17 protein-coding genes are annotated in these 15,868 nt (G+C 62.1%); 12 read left to right on the plus strand and 5 right to left on the minus strand.

The window, feature by feature from the left end; all coding sequences use genetic code 11:
• Positions 1-36 precede the first annotated feature (36 nt).
• A complete protein-coding gene (gene acs / locus WN982_RS14665) occupies positions 37-2,019 on the minus strand; it encodes an acetate--CoA ligase (RefSeq protein ID WP_341312687.1) in 1,983 nt (660 codons plus the stop codon).
• 693 nt (positions 2,020-2,712) lie between these two features.
• On the opposite strand from acs, the gene WN982_RS14670 reads away from it, so the two are divergent.
• Together WN982_RS14670 and WN982_RS14675 are read left to right on the plus strand one after the other, a co-directional pair.
• Complete coding sequence (locus WN982_RS14670; protein WP_341312688.1) at positions 2,713-3,330, plus strand: TIGR00645 family protein; 618 nt, start codon at positions 2,713-2,715, stop codon at positions 3,328-3,330.
• 52 nt (positions 3,331-3,382) lie between these two features.
• On the plus strand, positions 3,383-4,906 hold the full coding sequence (locus WN982_RS14675; protein WP_341312689.1) for a fumarate hydratase: 1,524 nt from the start codon (positions 3,383-3,385) through the stop codon (positions 4,904-4,906).
• 26 nt (positions 4,907-4,932) lie between these two features.
• Here WN982_RS14675 and WN982_RS14680 read toward each other — a convergent pair whose 3' ends face one another.
• The gene (locus tag WN982_RS14680; protein ID WP_341312690.1) at positions 4,933-5,091 is read right to left on the minus strand and encodes a hypothetical protein; all 159 of its coding nucleotides are present in this window, start codon (positions 5,089-5,091) and stop codon (positions 4,933-4,935) included.
• Here WN982_RS14680 and bfr point away from each other — a divergent pair.
• The 6 genes from bfr to WN982_RS14710 all read left to right on the plus strand — a co-directional run bounded on the left by bfr (position 5,090) and on the right by WN982_RS14710 (position 9,304).
• Complete coding sequence (gene bfr / locus WN982_RS14685) at positions 5,090-5,569, plus strand: bacterioferritin (protein WP_341312691.1); 480 nt, start codon at positions 5,090-5,092, stop codon at positions 5,567-5,569. The genes WN982_RS14680 and bfr overlap by 2 nt on opposite strands.
• 129 nt (positions 5,570-5,698) lie before the next feature.
• Positions 5,699-6,583 carry a glutamate racemase gene (gene murI / locus WN982_RS14690; RefSeq protein WP_341312692.1) on the plus strand — a complete coding sequence of 295 codons (885 nt, stop codon included), beginning with the start codon at positions 5,699-5,701 and terminating at the stop codon, positions 6,581-6,583.
• A gap of 227 nt (positions 6,584-6,810) precedes the next feature.
• Positions 6,811-7,047 (plus strand): (2Fe-2S)-binding protein, encoded by a 237-nt coding sequence (locus WN982_RS14695; protein ID WP_341312693.1) that lies wholly within the window; start codon positions 6,811-6,813, stop codon positions 7,045-7,047.
• A gap of 323 nt (positions 7,048-7,370) precedes the next feature.
• Complete coding sequence (locus WN982_RS14700) at positions 7,371-8,108, plus strand: energy transducer TonB (RefSeq protein ID WP_341312694.1); 738 nt, start codon at positions 7,371-7,373, stop codon at positions 8,106-8,108.
• 28 nt (positions 8,109-8,136) lie between these two features.
• A complete protein-coding gene (locus WN982_RS14705) occupies positions 8,137-8,868 on the plus strand; it encodes a MotA/TolQ/ExbB proton channel family protein (RefSeq protein ID WP_341312695.1) in 732 nt (243 codons plus the stop codon).
• A gap of 16 nt (positions 8,869-8,884) precedes the next feature.
• Positions 8,885-9,304 carry a biopolymer transporter ExbD gene (locus tag WN982_RS14710; RefSeq protein WP_341312696.1) on the plus strand — a complete coding sequence of 140 codons (420 nt, stop codon included), beginning with the start codon at positions 8,885-8,887 and terminating at the stop codon, positions 9,302-9,304.
• A gap of 380 nt (positions 9,305-9,684) precedes the next feature.
• On the opposite strand, the gene WN982_RS14715 is transcribed toward WN982_RS14710, so the two are convergent.
• Complete coding sequence (locus tag WN982_RS14715) at positions 9,685-10,674, minus strand: LysR family transcriptional regulator (protein WP_341312697.1); 990 nt, start codon at positions 10,672-10,674, stop codon at positions 9,685-9,687.
• Positions 10,675-10,796: 122 nt separating this feature from the next.
• Between WN982_RS14715 and WN982_RS14720 the strand changes: the two genes are divergently transcribed.
• From WN982_RS14720 to WN982_RS14735, 4 genes are all read left to right on the plus strand, one after another.
• On the plus strand, positions 10,797-11,675 hold the full coding sequence (locus WN982_RS14720) for a pirin family protein (RefSeq protein WP_341312698.1): 879 nt from the start codon (positions 10,797-10,799) through the stop codon (positions 11,673-11,675).
• Between the two features lie 194 nt (positions 11,676-11,869).
• Positions 11,870-12,268 carry an OsmC family protein gene (locus tag WN982_RS14725; protein ID WP_341312699.1) on the plus strand — a complete coding sequence of 133 codons (399 nt, stop codon included), beginning with the start codon at positions 11,870-11,872 and terminating at the stop codon, positions 12,266-12,268.
• A 75-nt stretch (positions 12,269-12,343) separates the two neighbouring features.
• The gene (locus WN982_RS14730; RefSeq protein WP_341312700.1) at positions 12,344-12,826 is read left to right on the plus strand and encodes an SRPBCC family protein; all 483 of its coding nucleotides are present in this window, start codon (positions 12,344-12,346) and stop codon (positions 12,824-12,826) included.
• A 225-nt stretch (positions 12,827-13,051) separates the two neighbouring features.
• Positions 13,052-13,312, plus strand: coding sequence for a hemin uptake protein HemP (locus WN982_RS14735; protein WP_341312701.1), 261 nt, complete (start codon positions 13,052-13,054; stop codon positions 13,310-13,312).
• Positions 13,313-13,605: 293 nt separating this feature from the next.
• On the opposite strand, the gene WN982_RS14740 is transcribed toward WN982_RS14735, so the two are convergent.
• Together WN982_RS14740 and WN982_RS14745 are read right to left on the minus strand one after the other, a co-directional pair.
• On the minus strand, positions 13,606-15,012 hold the full coding sequence (locus WN982_RS14740) for a 4Fe-4S binding protein (protein ID WP_341312702.1): 1,407 nt from the start codon (positions 15,010-15,012) through the stop codon (positions 13,606-13,608).
• Entirely contained in the window at positions 15,009-15,854 is an 846-nt protein-coding gene (locus tag WN982_RS14745) for an FTR1 family protein (RefSeq protein WP_341312703.1), read from the minus strand. The genes WN982_RS14740 and WN982_RS14745 overlap by 4 nt, the downstream gene beginning before the upstream one ends.
• Positions 15,855-15,868 lie beyond the last annotated feature (14 nt).

Consider the following 15,868-nt stretch of genomic DNA (forward strand, 5'->3'; position numbering starts at 1 on the left):
AGGCAATCGGGATTGTCCGCGCGGTGGCTTCGAGACTCACAGCGACTCGCCGAGTTGATCGAGAATCGCCGGGTTCTCCAGCGTCGACACATCCTGCGTGATGGCCTCGCCCTTCGCGAGCGAGCGCAACAGGCGGCGCATGATCTTGCCCGAACGCGTCTTCGGCAGGTTCTCGCCGAAGCGAATGTCCTTCGGCTTGGCGATCGGACCGATCTCCTTGCCGACCCACGCGCGCAATTCGTTGGCGAGCTTCACCGCTTCCTCGCCTTCCGGACGCGCGCGCTTGAGCACGACGAACGCGCACACGGCTTCGCCGGTGGTATCGTCAGGACGTCCGACCACGGCTGCCTCAGCGACGAGCGGGTTCGACACCAGCGCCGACTCGATCTCCATTGTGCCGAGGCGGTGCCCCGACACGTTAAGCACGTCGTCGATGCGGCCCATGATCGTGAAGTAACCGGTTTCCTTGTCGCGCACCGCGCCGTCGCCGGCGAGATACAGCTTGCCGCCGAGTTCTTCGGGGAAGTAGCTCTTCTTGTAGCGGTCCGGATCGCCCCACACGTTGCGCAGCATCGACGGCCACGGGCGCTTGACCACCAGAATGCCGCCCTGCCCGTTCGGCACGTCCTGGCCGGTTTCGTCGACCACCGCTGCCATGATGCCCGGCAGCGGCAGCGTGCACGAACCCGGCACCAACGGTGTGGCGCCCGGCAGCGGCGTGATCATGTGGCCGCCCGTTTCGGTTTGCCACCACGTATCGACGATCGGGCAACGGCCGCCGCCGACATTCTCGTGATACCAGACCCACGCTTCCGGATTGATCGGCTCGCCGACCGTGCCGATCACGCGCAGCGTCGACAGGTCATAGCTCTTCGGATGCACCTTCGCGTCCGCTTCGGCGGCCTTGATCAGCGAGCGGATCGCCGTCGGCGCCGTATAGAACAGCGAGACCTTGTGCTTCGCGATCATGTCCCAGAAGCGGCCGGCGTTCGGATAGGTCGGCACGCCTTCGAACACGACCTGGGTGCCGCCAAGCGTCAACGGTCCGTACGCGATGTAGCTATGGCCGGTGATCCAGCCGATGTCGGCGGTACACCAGAACACATCGGTGGGCTTCCAGTCGAAGGTCCACTTCAGGGTCTGCGCGGCCCACAGCAGCAAGCCGCCGGTGCTGTGCTGCACGCCCTTCGGTTTGCCGGTCGAACCGGACGTATAGAGGATGAAGAGCGGATGCTCGGCGCCGACCCACTCGGGCGCGCATTGATCCGATTCGGCCTGCGTGAGTTCATGCATCCACAGGTCGCGGCCTTCGTGCCATGCAATCTTGCCGCCGGTCCGCTGGTAGACGATCACGCTCTTGACCGCTTCGCAGCCGCCCATGGCGATGGCTTCGTCGGCGATGCTCTTCAGCGGCAGCGCCTTGCCGCCGCGCATCTGTTCGTCGGAGGTGACGAGCGCGACCGCGCCCACATCCACCAGACGCTCGTTCAGCGACTTCGACGAGAAGCCGCCGAACACCACCGAATGAGTCGCGCCGATGCGCGCGCAGGCCTGCATCGCGACGACGCCTTCGACCGACATCGGCATGTAGATCACAACGCGGTCACCCTTTTTCACGCCACGCTTCTTCAGTGCGTTCGCAAAGCGCGACACGCGTTGCAGCAGATCTTTGTAGGTGACGTTGGTGACGGTGCCGTCATCGGCTTCGAAGATCACCGCGAGGCGCTCGCCGTTGCCCGCTTCGACGTGACGGTCGATGCTGTTATACGAAGCGTTGAGTTGGCCGTCTTCGAACCACGTGTAGAACGGCGCATTCGATTCGTCGAGCACTTTCGTGAAGGGCTTGTGCCAGCTTAGCGTCTCGCGGGCGAGGCGCCCCCAGAAACCTTCGTAATCGCGTTCCGCTTCGGCGGCAAGTGCCCGGTACGCGTCCATGCCGGAGATCGTCGCACCAGCCGCTACTTCAGCGGAGGGCGGGAAAACGCGGCGTTCCTGAAGAACCGATTCAATCGCAGACATCGACAACCCCTTGGTGAAGATGAAACGTAAAACCTGTGCCGGCGCGCCTGTGACGCGCCATGTCATGGTGACGCCGCGAAGCGCGGCGCCTTGTCTCCAACCCTCGTGCCCCGACCGCATAGGTCGAAGCGCAGCAGGCCATCCGTTTGAACATACAACCTATATGCAACCCGTGCGGCAGTGCAGCATGGATGCGCACTCAGCGAAATGCCTGCTCTCGCAGCCAAGATAAGCTTTGCAACTTACCGGCCACTTACATGAACGCACAGAGCGCACATGTATGGGCAGGCAGGTCGATGCTACGCGTTATGGCACTCTTGTACCGCCGACTTGCCACGCACAAGCATCGCGGCTCGAGGACAGCATCGGCGTCGCGCCTTTACGCTAGCGAACGCGCCCTTTTACAATGCTAACTGAACTAGCCGTCCCGATTCCAGCTTGAATCGCTACTCCCTGCTTCTCATTACCTCGATCCCGCCCGCGCCGTCACGGCAAATTCAGGAGGCACTGTACAATAGCGCGCCTGGCGCGAGTTTTCCGGCCCGCCCGGGCCGTACACCGCGCCGTCCGCGCCTGGTCTGTGTACTGTGCCGCGTGCCCGATCCGCGCGCCCGGCCCAGGCGCCAGGCCGATGCATTTAATCTGCGTATTTGATCCGCATTCCATCACCTGCGCCTCATCCGACTCTAGCCTATGTCCGCCACGCGACCCGACTTCGCCCGTCAGCGCCGCCCGATGCGCCCGCTGCCCGTCATCATCTTCATGAGCCGCTGGCTGCAGGTGCCGCTCTACCTGGGCCTGATCGTCGCCCAGGCTGTCTATGTCGTTCTGTTCCTGAAAGAAGTCTGGCATCTCGTCTCGGCGTCCATGACGCTCGACGAAACCAACATCATGCTGGTCGTGCTCGGGCTGATCGACGTGGTGATGATCTCGAACCTGCTAATCATGGTGATCATCGGCGGGTATGAAACTTTCGTATCGCGCCTCGGCGTAGAGGGGCATCCGGACGAACCGGAATGGCTCGACCACGTGAACGCCGGCGTGCTGAAAGTGAAACTGTCGATGGCGCTGATCAGCATCTCGTCGATCCATCTGCTGAAGACCTTCATCAGCCCCGATCAGAATACGACGCACACGATCATGTGGCAGGTGATCATTCACGTCGCGTTCCTCGTCTCGGCACTCGTGATGGCGCTGGTCGACCGCCTCACCACGCACACGCACCCCAAACATTTTCAGGAACCCGCGGCATTGCATGTCGTGAGTTCAAACAGTTCACACGATTCCACTCCCCTGAAGGCGCACGACTGACCGCATAGCCCGCGACCAGAAAACAAGCGCCACCGTCCCCACTGAGCTAGCCATGACCGTCATCAAACAGGAAGATCTGATTCAGAGCATCGCTGATTCGCTTCAGTACATCAGCTACTACCACCCGCTCGATTACATCCAGGCCTTGGGCCGCGCGTACGAACTCGAACAGAGCCCGGCCGCGAAGGACGCGATCGCGCAGATCCTGACAAACAGCCGCATGTGCGCCGAAGGCAAGCGGCCGATCTGCCAGGACACCGGCATCGTCACGGTGTTCGTGAAGGTCGGTATGGACGTACGTTGGGACGGTGCGACGATGGGCGTCACCGACATGATCAACGAAGGCGTGCGCCGCGGTTATCTGAACCCCGACAACGTGCTGCGCGCATCGATCGTGAGCCCGCCCGAAGGCGCGCGCAAGAATACGAAAGACAACACGCCGGCCGTGATCCACTACGAGATCGTACCGGGCGACAAAGTCGACGTGCAGGTTGCAGCCAAGGGCGGCGGCTCGGAAAACAAGTCGAAGTTCGCGATGCTGAACCCGTCGGACTCGATCGTCGACTGGATCCTGAAGACCGTGCCGACCATGGGCGCAGGCTGGTGCCCGCCGGGCATGCTCGGTATCGGCATCGGCGGCACCGCTGAGAAAGCGATGGTGATGGCCAAGGAATCGCTGATGGATCCGATCGACATCCAGGACGTGATCGCACGCGGCCCGAAAGACTGGATCGAAGAACTGCGCATCGAACTGCACGAGAAGGTCAACGCACTGGGCATCGGGGCGCAGGGTCTCGGCGGTCTGGCTACCGTGCTCGACGTGAAGATCATGGCCGCGCCGACGCACGCTGCAAGCAAGCCGATCGCGATCATCCCGAACTGCGCCGCCACGCGGCACGCGCACTTCACGCTGGACGGCTCGGGTGCCGCGAAGCTCGAAGCGCCGTCGCTCGACGCATGGCCGAAGGTGCAGTGGGAACCGAATACGGAAACCAGCAAGCGCGTCGACCTGAACACGCTGACGCCGGAAGAAGTCGCCGGCTGGAAGCCGGGCCAGACGCTCCTGCTGTCGGGCAAGATGTTGACGGGCCGCGACGCCGCGCACAAGCGCATCGCCGATATGCTCGCGAAGGGCGAAAAGCTCCCGGTCGACTTCACCAACCGCGTGATTTACTACGTCGGCCCGGTCGATCCGGTGCGCGACGAAGCTGTCGGCCCGGCCGGCCCCACCACCGCCACGCGGATGGACAAGTTCACCGAAACGATGCTGTCGCAAACCGGCCTCATTTCGATGATCGGCAAAGCCGAACGCGGCCCGGTCGCGATCGAGGCGATCAGGAAGCACAAGGCCGCGTATCTGATGGCCGTGGGCGGCGCCGCGTACCTCGTGTCGAAAGCGATTCGCAGCGCGAAGGTTCTCGCGTTCGAAGACCTCGGCATGGAAGCGATCTACGAGTTCGACGTGCTGGACATGCCGGTAACGGTTGCGGTCGATTCGAACGGCACGTCCGTGCATCAGACCGGCCCGAAGGAATGGCAGGCCAGGATCGGCAAGATTCCGGTCGCGACGGTTTGATTCGCTGCTAACGCCTGTCACATGTGTCAAGAAGCCGGGGCTGCGGTCCCGGCTTTTTCATGGTTGCGGCAAGCGCGGCGCGTGACGCCGGGAACAATGTCAAAGAATGCATCCGTTTCCTTGGCTTTTTCAGGTCTGGCGTTTATTGTTGTTGAAAATTCAAAGCCCCCATAAGGAATCATCATGCAAGGCGACAAGAAAGTTATCGAGTATCTGAACGCTCAGTTGAAGAACGAGCTGACCGCCATCAATCAGTACTTCCTGCACGCACGGATGTACAAGCACTGGGGCCTCGAAAAACTCGGCAAGCATGAATACGACGAATCGATCGGCGAAATGAAGCACGCCGACTGGCTGATCGAACGCATTTTCATGCTCGACGGCCTGCCGAATCTGCAAGACCTGCACAAGCTGCTGATCGGCGAGGAAACCCGGGAAATCCTCGAATGCGATCTGAAGCTCGAACAGATCTCGCAAAACACCTGTAAAGAAGCGATTGTGTATTGCGAATCGGTTCGCGATTTCATCTCGCGTGAAATCTTCGTCAAGATTCTCGACGACACCGAAGAACACATCGACTGGCTCGAAACGCAACTGGATCTGATCGACAAGGTCGGCATTCAGAACTACCAGCAAACTGCGATGGGTTCGGTCGAGTCCTGATCGAACCAGGCTGGAAAAGCCCGCGCGCCGGCTCATGCATCAGATCATGCGCGCGGGCGATATACTTGCGCACTTCCCTGTTTTCGTGATTTCCCCTTGACCGCTGTCCCGCGCGCGCCCTCTTCGCCTATGCCTGCAGAATCGACGTCTCCGAGTGCCCCGCTTGCGACCTCAAGTGCCAATGCGCGCGCGCCGGTCGGCGTTTTCGATTCGGGCTTGGGTGGCTTGTCGGTGCTGCGCGCGGTCCGGGCGCAACTGCCGGACGAAGCGATTCTGTATGCCGCCGACTCGTTGTACGCGCCCTATGGCGAACGCGACGACGACTTTATCGCCGACCGCACCCTCGCGATCGGTGAATGGCTGGTCAAGCAAGGCGCGAAAGTGCTGGTGGTCGCATGCAATACGGCGACGGCGCAGTCGATCGCGCTGGTCCGCGAAAAGCTGCCGATTCCGTTGGTGGGCGTAGAGCCCGGCATCAAACCGGCCGCGCTGCAATCGAAAACGCGCGTCGCCGGCGTGCTCGCCACACAGGTCACCTTGCGTAGCGCCCGCTTTCAGGCGCTGCTCGAACGCTACGCCGCGGATTGCCGCTTTCTGTGCCAGCCGGGCCACGGGCTCGTGCAGGCGGTGGAACGGTGCGACGTCAGTTCGGCCGAACTGCGCGCGCTGCTGCGCGGTTATCTGGAGCCGATGCTCGATGCCGGCGCCGACACGCTGGTGCTCGGCTGCACCCACTATCCTTTTCTCGATGCGGCGATCCGCGACATCGTCGGCGACCGGCTGACGCTGATCGATACGAGCGTCGCGATTGCGCGCCAGCTGGAACGGGTGCTCGACCAGCACGGCCTGCGCGCCGCCCCGGAACGCGGCAGTGTTCTGCCCCGTTTTTTTTCGACCGGTGACGGAGCCCATCAGCAACAGCTCGCCGCCACCCTGCTACATATCGACGCGGCAGTCGAACGCGTACTGATCCCCTCGCGCCGCACCGCAGCGCCGGATTCCCAAGCCGCATAAAACCCTCGGAAGCGCCGCTTTGACGCCGCCGAGCGGCCTTCTTGCGCGCTTTTTAGGTATTTTTTTGGCGTTTCCGCGCTCTTCCAGCCTCTCTCGCCGAACCCCTGCCCATAGGCGAAACCCTTCTAACAGTCTGGTTTTGTTACAAAAATTCATGCAGGACGCTTGCCAAACGCTTCAAACAAAATGATAATAATTCGCATTAACGTTAGCTATGACGCCCTACCATGATTGTCTGTGTCTGCAAGTCTGTCTCTGACCGAAAGATCCGTGCCTCGATCGCGGAAGGCGTCGATTCGTTCGACGAGCTTCAGTTCGAACTGGGCGTCGCCTCCTGCTGTGGCAAGTGCGCGGATTCCGTGCGCGACGTCATGCTGCAAAGTGGCGTCTGTGCGAGCCGCTGCGGCTTCGAGCATCACCAGCAAGCGATGCCGCTGACGTTTTACGAACGCAAGGCGGCCTGAAGTCAGGTTCACGGCGCGGCCCATGCCGCGCCAGAAGTGTTTATCGCTCCGGTTCACCGCCTCACTCTGCTTCACGCGCTGCTTCTAGCGCTGCTTCTAGCGCTGCTTCTAGCGCTGCTTCTAGCGCTGCTTCTAGCGTTATCCCACTGCCGTCAGCAAGCCAGTATCCGTACCAGCCAGCTACCCGCCTCCCCCGTTAAAAGGAGCTTGAGATGGAATTGCTGATCGGTTTCGTGACTACTTTGTGCATTTCGCTGCTGATCTTCCGAACATGACGCTGTCTTGCCTGACGTGCTGTATCGACGGCGCGCCGCCACGCTAACATGCCGGCTTCGCATACCGTTTCAGCCGGCGCCGCGCCGGCCACTTCCGTCCGAATGAATTCCCGTGCCCTGACCGTGACTGCCGCGGTGGCCGCGCTTCACCTCGCGCTACTGGCCGTTGTGCTCACGCTGCGTAACGAACCCGTCGTACGGCCGATCGAGTCACGCACCATGACCGCCGAGTTGCTGAGCCCCGCGCCGGTCGCGGCGCCCGTCGCACTGCAATCGATCGCGCCGCCGCCTCCCAAGCCGACGCCACCGGTTCATACCAAGCCGAAGGTCCAGCCGAAACCGGCACCCACGCCCAAACCGACGCCCACGCCGTTGCCGCAGGTCGCGGCGCCGTCGCCAACGCCGGTCGCAGCGCCTGATCCGACTCCGCCCGCACCTGCTGCACCGGCAGCGCCCGCCGCTCAGGCTGCGCCCGCGATCGGCCGTCAGACGATGGAAATCGCGGCGCCGAAGAACGTCTCGCACCTCGACTGCAACATCGCCAGGCCCGACTACCCGTCGCTGTCCAAGCGGCGCGGCGAAACCGGCACCGCGTATGTGAAGTTCGTGGTGGGCCTGACCGGCAAGCTCGAGAACATCGAACTGAAGAAGAGCAGCGGCTTTAGCCGCCTCGACGACGCCGCGCTCGCCGCCGTGCATGCAAGCGCCTGCAAACCGTATCTCGAGAACGGCCAGCCGATTCGAGCGGCGTACACCCAGCCTTACGACTTCAATCTGAACGATTGAGGCAGATTTCAAGAAAAAAGGAATTGCAATGCAAAACTACGGATTGGCGCACGTGTGGGCGCAAGGGGATTTCGTGACGCGCGGTATCGCGCTCGCGCTGTTGCTCATGTCGGTGATGTCGTGGAGCGTGATCGTCATCAAAGGCTGGAACGTGATGCGGCTGAAGCGTCTTACGAAGAACGCCGAGCAGGCGTTCTGGCATTCGGACGATCTCGCCGACGGCGTGAAGAAGCTCGGCGCCGAATCGTCGACGCCGCACGACAACCCGTTCCTCGCGCTGGCGCTCTCAGGCCAGGAAGCCGCCGATCACCATCATCAGACGCAGCCGCACCTGCACGACCGCATGGACGTGTCGGACTGGGTCACGCGCTGCCTGAAAGACACCATGGACGAAAGCGTGGCACGCATGCAGAGCGGTCTCGCGATTCTCGCGTCGATCGGCAGCACAGCGCCGTTCGTCGGCCTGTTCGGCACGGTGTGGGGCATCTATCACGCGCTGCTGGCGATCGGTGCAAGCGGCCAGTCGTCGATCGATCAGGTGGCCGGCCCGGTCGGCGAAGCGCTGATCATGACCGCGTTCGGCCTGTTCGTCGCGATTCCGGCGGTGCTCGGTTACAACGCATTGACACGCGCCAACAAGGCGATCGTCGCCAAGCTAAGCCGCTTTGCGCACGGCCTGCACGCGTTCTTCGTGACGGGCGCCCGCCTGTCGTCGTCCAGGCGCGGCGACGGTCTGCGCCTCGCCACGCGCGCCAACTGATCAGCGAGGCATTCCGATGGCAATGAGCCCCTTCGCCGGCGACGATGACGACGGCCTGATGAACGAAATCAACATGACGCCGCTCGTCGACGTCATGTTGGTTCTCCTGATCGTCTTCATGGTGACGATTCCGGTGATTCGTCACGCGGTCAAGATCGATCTGCCGCATGCAAGCAGTCAGAAGGAAGACACGAAGCTCGCGCAGGTCTCGGTCTCGGTCGATGCGGACGGCAACGTGTTGTGGAACGAGCAAAAGGTCGACGACGCGACGCTGCGTGCGAAGATCGCGCAGGCCGCGCAAGCGAACCCGCAACCGGAGTTGCATCTGGATGCGGACCGCAAGGTCGCGTATGAGAAAGTCGCTGAGGTAATGTCGGCGGCGCAGGCCGGCGGCCTGACCAGGATCGGCTTCGTTACACAGCCAAAGGCCAAGTAGGGACGAGGTACGGCACTCTTAAGCAGCGTCTGCTGAAGTACGGAAAAGCCCTTGAAACAAGGGCTAAAAGTAAAAGGCCTTCATCGTCAGATGAAGGCCTCTTTTTTTGCGCACTCGGCGCCTTCGGGCGGCGGGATCACTTGCCATCGGAATGATAGCCAGTGCCATCGCATGCGACAGCCGTGATCGACACGGACAGCGCGGTCAGCCCTATCAGGCCGGCTATCATAGCGGCCATGAGTTTCCGCATAAGAGACTCCTTAGCGAAGGGATTTCAATATAGGCCTGCGAGCGCGCGCATTCAAGCAATCAGCCATTGAAAGTACTCATGACAAGCGGCGCTTAAATGCTAAAAGCGATGCCGCGCCACGTAAGAAGTGCTATGACGCGACGGCGAGTACCTGCTGCGTAACGGGCTTCTTTTCTTCCCGCGTCGGACATTCGCCTGCGGTATGTTTGCCGCTGTCCGGGTCGAGCATCTCGACCAGATAATCGACGAATGCGCGCACCGCCGGCACCATCCCCTGCCGCGAGACGAATACGGCGTATAACTGCGGCGTCGGAAAGGTCCAACCCGGCATCACCGGCGACAACTGCCCCGCGCGTAACGCTGCGCCGTACATCATCTCCGGCAACGCCGCGATGCCGACGCCGGCCAGTACCGCTTCGCGAATCGTCATGAGATCGGCGGTCACCAGACGCGGCTCGTGTTCATGCACGTGGCGCGTCCCGTCGGGCGCGATCAGGTTGAATACGTGGCGGCCGTCGCTGGTCGGCACATCGAGCGTTTCGAAGCGGTTCAGATCGGCGGGCAACAGCGGCGGTGCATTCTGCTGCAACAGGCTCGGCGCGCCGACCAGCATCTGCTGCGTGCGCCACAGCGGCCGCACGACGATGTTGGCGTTTTCCGGCGGATCGGAGCGCACACGCAATGCGACGTCGATCGAATCCTCGAATAGATCGACCACGCGGTTCGTCACGCGCATCACGACGCGCACCTCCGGGTAGCGATGCATGAATTCCGGCAGGATTTGCGACAGGATGGTCTGCGAGATGGTCACCGGCACGCTCACGCGCACGGTTCCGCGCGGCGACGAGCGCAACTGCTGCACGACGGTGACGGCCGCCTGCGCCTCGCTGAGCATCGCCTGGCAGTGCTGGTAGAACAGTTGCCCGGCTTCGGTCAGCGCCAGCTTGCGGGTGGAGCGCTGCAGCAAACGCACGCCCAGCGATGCTTCCAGCTCGGTCAGCCGGCGCGAGAGCCGCGACTTCGAGATGCCCAACACGCGCTCGGCGGCGGAAAAGCCGCCATGTTCGACAACCTGCGAGAAGTACATCAGGTCATTCAGATTGTGTGAATCGATCTTCATCTCATCGTTCCAGTAATAGAACAATCCATTGCGTGACAGCGGCTGGCACCTCGGAAAACGGTCCCTATAATAGCTCCATGTTTCAAAAATAACGCTATTCCCCATTTTTTAAGGTGACTTTGATGAGCACGACACGCACGATCGAACGCACGTATCCCGCCGTTCGCACGACCGAGGGTGGCGGCTTTATCGTCCACCGGCCGTTCCCGACCCGCATGCTGATGGATTTCGACCCGTTCCTGCTGCTCGACGAAATGGGTCCGATCGACTACGCGCCCGGCGAGGCCAAAGGCGCGCCGGACCATCCGCATCGCGGCTTCGAGACGGTCACCTATGCGCTCGAGGGTCAGTTCGGCCATAAGGATTCAGCGGGCCATTCGGGCACGCTGCATGCTGGCGACGTGCAATGGATGACCGCGGGCGCCGGCGTCGTGCACAGCGAAATGCCGGATCCGGAGTTTGTCCGCACCGGCGGGCGCGTGCATGGATTGCAGCTGTGGGTGAATCTGCCGCGCCGCGACAAGATGATCGAGCCGCGCTACCAGGAGATACCGTCGTCGAGCATTCCGGTCGCGACGTCGGCCGACGGCAAGGTGCGCGTCAAGGTCATTGCCGGCGAGGCGCTCGGCGTCAAGGCGGCAATCGAAACACGTACGCCGATCCTGTATCAGCATTTCTCGCTGCAACCGGGCGCGACGATTCAGCAGCCGGTGCCGGCGGACTATCGTGTGTTTGCCTACAGCCTGTCGGGCAAGGGCTTTTACGGCGAAGGCGACGCGCGTCAGGAAATCGACGCGCAGAAGATGGTCGTATTTCAGAACGACGGCGATAGCGTCACGCTCACGGCCGGCGCCGAACCGCTCGAAGTGCTGTTGCTCGGCGGCGTACCGCTAAAAGAACCGGTGGTGCGCTACGGCCCGTTCGTGATGAACACCGAAGATGAGATCCGTCAGGCCGTCACCGACTACCAGGCCGGGCGCATGGGCGCGATCACGCATTGATCGGGCACTGGGCACCGGGCACGCCGGGCCGCCCGGAAACACTGCGGCGCGGTTAGCAACGCGCCGCCGCGCCGCACCATGTGGCGCGAACGCCGGTAAATTCGTTCACAATAGCGATTCATGCCGCGCGCCGCGCCGTTTAGCGATAACGGTCGTCGGCGCGCGGCGATTTCCGTCCCTGTTCAGGAGCGCGCATGGCAGAGTCCACCGTCAACGCCCACATCGGTTCGACGAATTTCCAGGTCATTTTCGACGACGGCAAGCACACGTGGCTCGCCGACGAACCCGAGTCGCTGGGTGGTGGTGATCGTGGGCCGGCGCCTATCGCGCTGTTGCTGTCGAGCCTCGGCGCCTGTACGTCGATCACGCTGAAGATGTACGCGCAGCGCAAGGGCTGGCCGCTCGCCGGTGTGCGCGTTGCGCTGTCGATGGAAACCGGCGATGCCGGATCGACCATCGACCGCCGGATCGTGCTGGAAGGCGATCTGTCCGACGAGCAGCAGGAACGGCTTTTGCAGATTGCCAATGCGTGTCCGGTTCACAAGATCCTGACGCATTCGATCACGATTCGTTCGGGACTCGCCGTCGCGTAACTTCGCGGCAAGACCCGCAAGACCCGGCTGAACAGGGCAGAACGTATTGCAGCGCTTTCATAGGAAGCTGTCGTCTTGAATTTCGAACACCTTATCCAGATCAACGATCCGTTGAATCCGTTTGTCGACGCGATGACCCGCGAGCAGTTATGGGAGGGTCTCGTGCTGCGCGCCGAGCAGCCGCAGCTGTTTGTGCTCGGCCTCGACAGTTGCACCATCCTGTCGCGCACCGGGAACATACTGGAACGTGAACTGCACTACGGCCAGGCCACCGTGCGCGACCGTGTCACGCTGCTGGAGAGCCAGAGCGTGCGCTATGACATTCTGCCGACTGAATCGCATGTCGGCGGCTCGCTGACCATGACCATCGAACAGCCCGACGAGTTGCAGCTGTTTCTACGCTTCGAGTACACGACTACCCTGCCCGTCTCCGACGACCAGGATGCGGTGCAGACGACCGAGATCGTCAAGTCGGCGTATCGCGAGTCGGACATCGATACGGTGCGGCTGATTCGTCAGTACGTGCAGACGCGTCAGGAACCCGGTTCGTTGCATTGAAATTTGCGCGTGGGCGCCCTGCCCGCGCGCTAGCATTCCGGCATTCCGGCATTCCGGCATTCCGGACCGCCAGTTTGACGGCGGCTTCGCCTCCACGCATTTCATCGCTTTGCTCTCCCGCACGCTTGGCTATCGAAAGTCGAATCCGATCAATTTCTCTTTCTTGTAAATAGGAATAGTTATCATTTAGAATTAGCCCATCGAATCGACTCACAGCTAAAACGAATGACCGATCTCACGCGCTCTTCCACACTCAGCCTGCGCCGCCCGGCGGCCGCGCTGACCAGCCGTCCGAAACCATCGGCGGCTACGGCTACCGCCACGAAGCCCGTCGCGGATCGCGCAAACAGTTCGGGAGAGTCGTCGAATCGGGCCGTGCGTAGCGACGCACTACTGCAAGGACAAAGCCACGTCAGCATCATCCATAACGGCGAAACCTACCAGCTGCGCGCCACGCGTCTGGGCAAGCTGATCCTGACGAAATAAGGAACGAATAGAAGGACGTACCGGGTATTGTGGGGACCACCTCCTCGAGAGGTGTTGGGCATTAGCCAGCCACGACGGCTTGCACGTGAGAACTAGACCCCTTCGTGCAGACACCAAGCCAGCCGTCGCAGCCAGCCAGGCCGCTTTTTTGGTTCTCATTTTGGTTCTGGCCTAATGCGGATACACGAAACGACGTGTGTCGCAGCAGGCGATAGATGTAAAAAAGCCGTGGGATGTTTTCATCTCCACGGCTTTTTTGCGGCCCAAACACAACAAGCACTGCGACAGCGCGCTTATTTCGACGCCCAGCCCCAGAACATCAGCCACCACGCGCTATCGACCACGGCCAGCGCCGCGACGAACCACAGCATCGCAAGGCCACGCTGAACGAAGCGCTCGCTATAGCGGCGTGTGACGAGCCAGGCCAGCCACGCGCTCCACAGGTTGGCAATCACCAGAATGCCGATGCGCAGATCCGACGCCCACCACAACGGCACATGTTCCGCGCGCAGGAGCGACAGCGTAGTGGCCGACAAGCCGAGGAATACCCCCGCGCCGGCAATCGGAATCAGCCCTTGCGCCAAATGATGCAGACGCACGAAGTTGAAGCGCCCCAGCATGCGCGTGGCGCCCGCCAGCAGCACCAGCAGCGCCGTGCCATACACCAGTGCCGTGGCGAGGATATAGCCGATCACCATCGTGCCGTCGAGCCACGAGAACACGTCGTTCTGCTCGGGGTAATGCGTGAACAGGAACCACGGCGCGTTGGTGTCGAGCGGCCACGTGATGTCATGATCGACGAGCCACGTCGCGAAGAACATCTTCAGGTCGACGAACCAGCGCGAAGCGGTCCAGTGGAACGCGCCGATCGCGATGCCGAGCAGGCCATAGAGGATCAACGCGGTGTCCCATGCGCTCGCCTGCTTGTCGCCGAGCTCGACTACTTCCGATGAAGGCGCGCGCCACGTCAAGGCAATCGCGTCGCGATGCCCGCTGCAACGGCCGCACATATGGCAGTCCGACGCTCCCTTCATATTGCGCAGCGGCACCAGCGGCGCGCAATTGATCGGAATCACCCGATGCCCATGCTCGCCGTTCCTGTACGAACGGCGCCACGCGCCTTCGTCGACTTTGTAGTGAAACGGCGCGAGGCGCGCCAGAAGCGAAAAAACGCCGTTGACGGGGCACAGATATTTGCACCAGACGCGCTTCTCGCGCCCGTACAGCAAACCGATGATCATCGCCGCGAAGGTCGAGCCGCCGAGCACCAGCAGCACCGCCTTCGGATACTGGTAGACGCTCACCATCTGGCCGTAGAGGGTGGTGAGGCCGAACGCGACGAACGGCCAGCCGCCCCAACGCATCCAGCGCGGAATCGCCCAGCCGCGGCCATATTTGCTGGCGAACTCGGCGAGCGCGCCTTCCGGGCAGAGCACGCCGCACCATACGCGGCCGAGCATCACCATCGACAACAGCACGAACGGCCACCAGATGCCCCAGAACACGAACTGCGCTGCAAGCGTCAGGTTGTTCCACAGATGCGCGGTGTCGTCCGGCAGCGGCGTCGCCGCCGGCACCAGAATCAGAAACGCGTACACCGCCACGACCATCCACTGAATGCCGCGAATCAGCCCGCCGTGACGCTGCATCCACTGACCGGCCGCAGCGAGGCGGCCTGGGCGCGTCATGACCGTACTCACGCTGCGCGCCCAGCGGCCTGCGGCGCCGGCTTACGGTTCGCGCGACGCACCAGCAGATAGACGACCGCCCAGTACACAGCGTAGGCAATCAGATTCATCAGCGCCGGATGCGCGCGATAACCGGTGAGCGTGGCGACCAGCGAACCGAAGGTGCTCGAATCGTCGAGGATGGCTGACGAATTCCACATCTGGCCGACCAGCGTCGGCAGGATTTCCTTGTCGATCAGCTTGTCGACGCCGGTCTGGAACAGGCCCGCACCGAGGAACAGCAGCATGATCTCGGTGACGCGAAAAAAAAGCCGCCACGAGAAGAACTTGCCGCCCAGTTGCAATGCGTAGAAGGTCAGAAGTGCGAGACCGAGGCCGATGAACACTGCAAGCATCTGGCCGCCGTCCACGTGACCCGACTGACCGAAGCCGAGGCCGTACAGGAAGATGACCGTTTCGCTGCCTTCACGCGCAATCGCCAGCGCGACCAGCAATGCGACGCCCCACCAGTTCGAATCGCGCGTGCTCTTTTGCAGCGACTGTTCCATGTCGCGCTTGAGCGAGCGGCCGTGCTGCTTCATCCACAGCACCATCTGCACGATCAGCACACAGGCGACCAGCACCATGGCGGTCTGGAAATAATCCTGCGCGTCACCGGAAAGCACCTCGGTGAAGCCGACCAACGCCACGCCGAGCGCGACCGCCGCGATCACGCCAGCCGCGACGCCGCCCCACAAATACGGCAAACCACGGCGCGCATCTTCGTCGCCATTCTTCAACCACGCGTACAGGATGCCGACGACCAGCAATGCCTCGACACTTTCCCGCCATACGATGAACAACACCTGACCCATCTAGCCCTCCGTCT

It is taken from the genome of Paraburkholderia sp. IMGN_8 (assembly GCF_038050405.1).
Taxonomy (GTDB): domain Bacteria; phylum Pseudomonadota; class Gammaproteobacteria; order Burkholderiales; family Burkholderiaceae; genus Paraburkholderia.

Bases quoted from the DNA above. Each gene is read 5' to 3' on its own strand.
- acs (WP_341312687.1), bottom strand. From the start codon at position 2,019: ATGTCTGCGATTGAATCGGTTCTTCAGGAACGCCGCGTTTTCCCGCCC.
- WN982_RS14670 (WP_341312688.1), top strand. From the start codon at position 2,713: ATGTCCGCCACGCGACCCGACTTCGCCCGTCAGCGCCGCCCGATGCGC.
- WN982_RS14675 (WP_341312689.1), top strand. From the start codon at position 3,383: ATGACCGTCATCAAACAGGAAGATCTGATTCAGAGCATCGCTGATTCG.
- bfr (WP_341312691.1), top strand. From the start codon at position 5,090: ATGCAAGGCGACAAGAAAGTTATCGAGTATCTGAACGCTCAGTTGAAG.
- WN982_RS14680 (WP_341312690.1), bottom strand. From the start codon at position 5,091: ATGATGATTCCTTATGGGGGCTTTGAATTTTCAACAACAATAAACGCC.
- murI (WP_341312692.1), top strand. From the start codon at position 5,699: ATGCCTGCAGAATCGACGTCTCCGAGTGCCCCGCTTGCGACCTCAAGT.
- WN982_RS14695 (WP_341312693.1), top strand. From the start codon at position 6,811: ATGATTGTCTGTGTCTGCAAGTCTGTCTCTGACCGAAAGATCCGTGCC.
- WN982_RS14700 (WP_341312694.1), top strand. From the start codon at position 7,371: ATGCCGGCTTCGCATACCGTTTCAGCCGGCGCCGCGCCGGCCACTTCC.
- WN982_RS14705 (WP_341312695.1), top strand. From the start codon at position 8,137: ATGCAAAACTACGGATTGGCGCACGTGTGGGCGCAAGGGGATTTCGTG.
- WN982_RS14710 (WP_341312696.1), top strand. From the start codon at position 8,885: ATGGCAATGAGCCCCTTCGCCGGCGACGATGACGACGGCCTGATGAAC.
- WN982_RS14715 (WP_341312697.1), bottom strand. From the start codon at position 10,674: ATGAAGATCGATTCACACAATCTGAATGACCTGATGTACTTCTCGCAG.
- WN982_RS14720 (WP_341312698.1), top strand. From the start codon at position 10,797: ATGAGCACGACACGCACGATCGAACGCACGTATCCCGCCGTTCGCACG.
- WN982_RS14725 (WP_341312699.1), top strand. From the start codon at position 11,870: ATGGCAGAGTCCACCGTCAACGCCCACATCGGTTCGACGAATTTCCAG.
- WN982_RS14735 (WP_341312701.1), top strand. From the start codon at position 13,052: ATGACCGATCTCACGCGCTCTTCCACACTCAGCCTGCGCCGCCCGGCG.
- WN982_RS14745 (WP_341312703.1), bottom strand. From the start codon at position 15,854: ATGGGTCAGGTGTTGTTCATCGTATGGCGGGAAAGTGTCGAGGCATTG.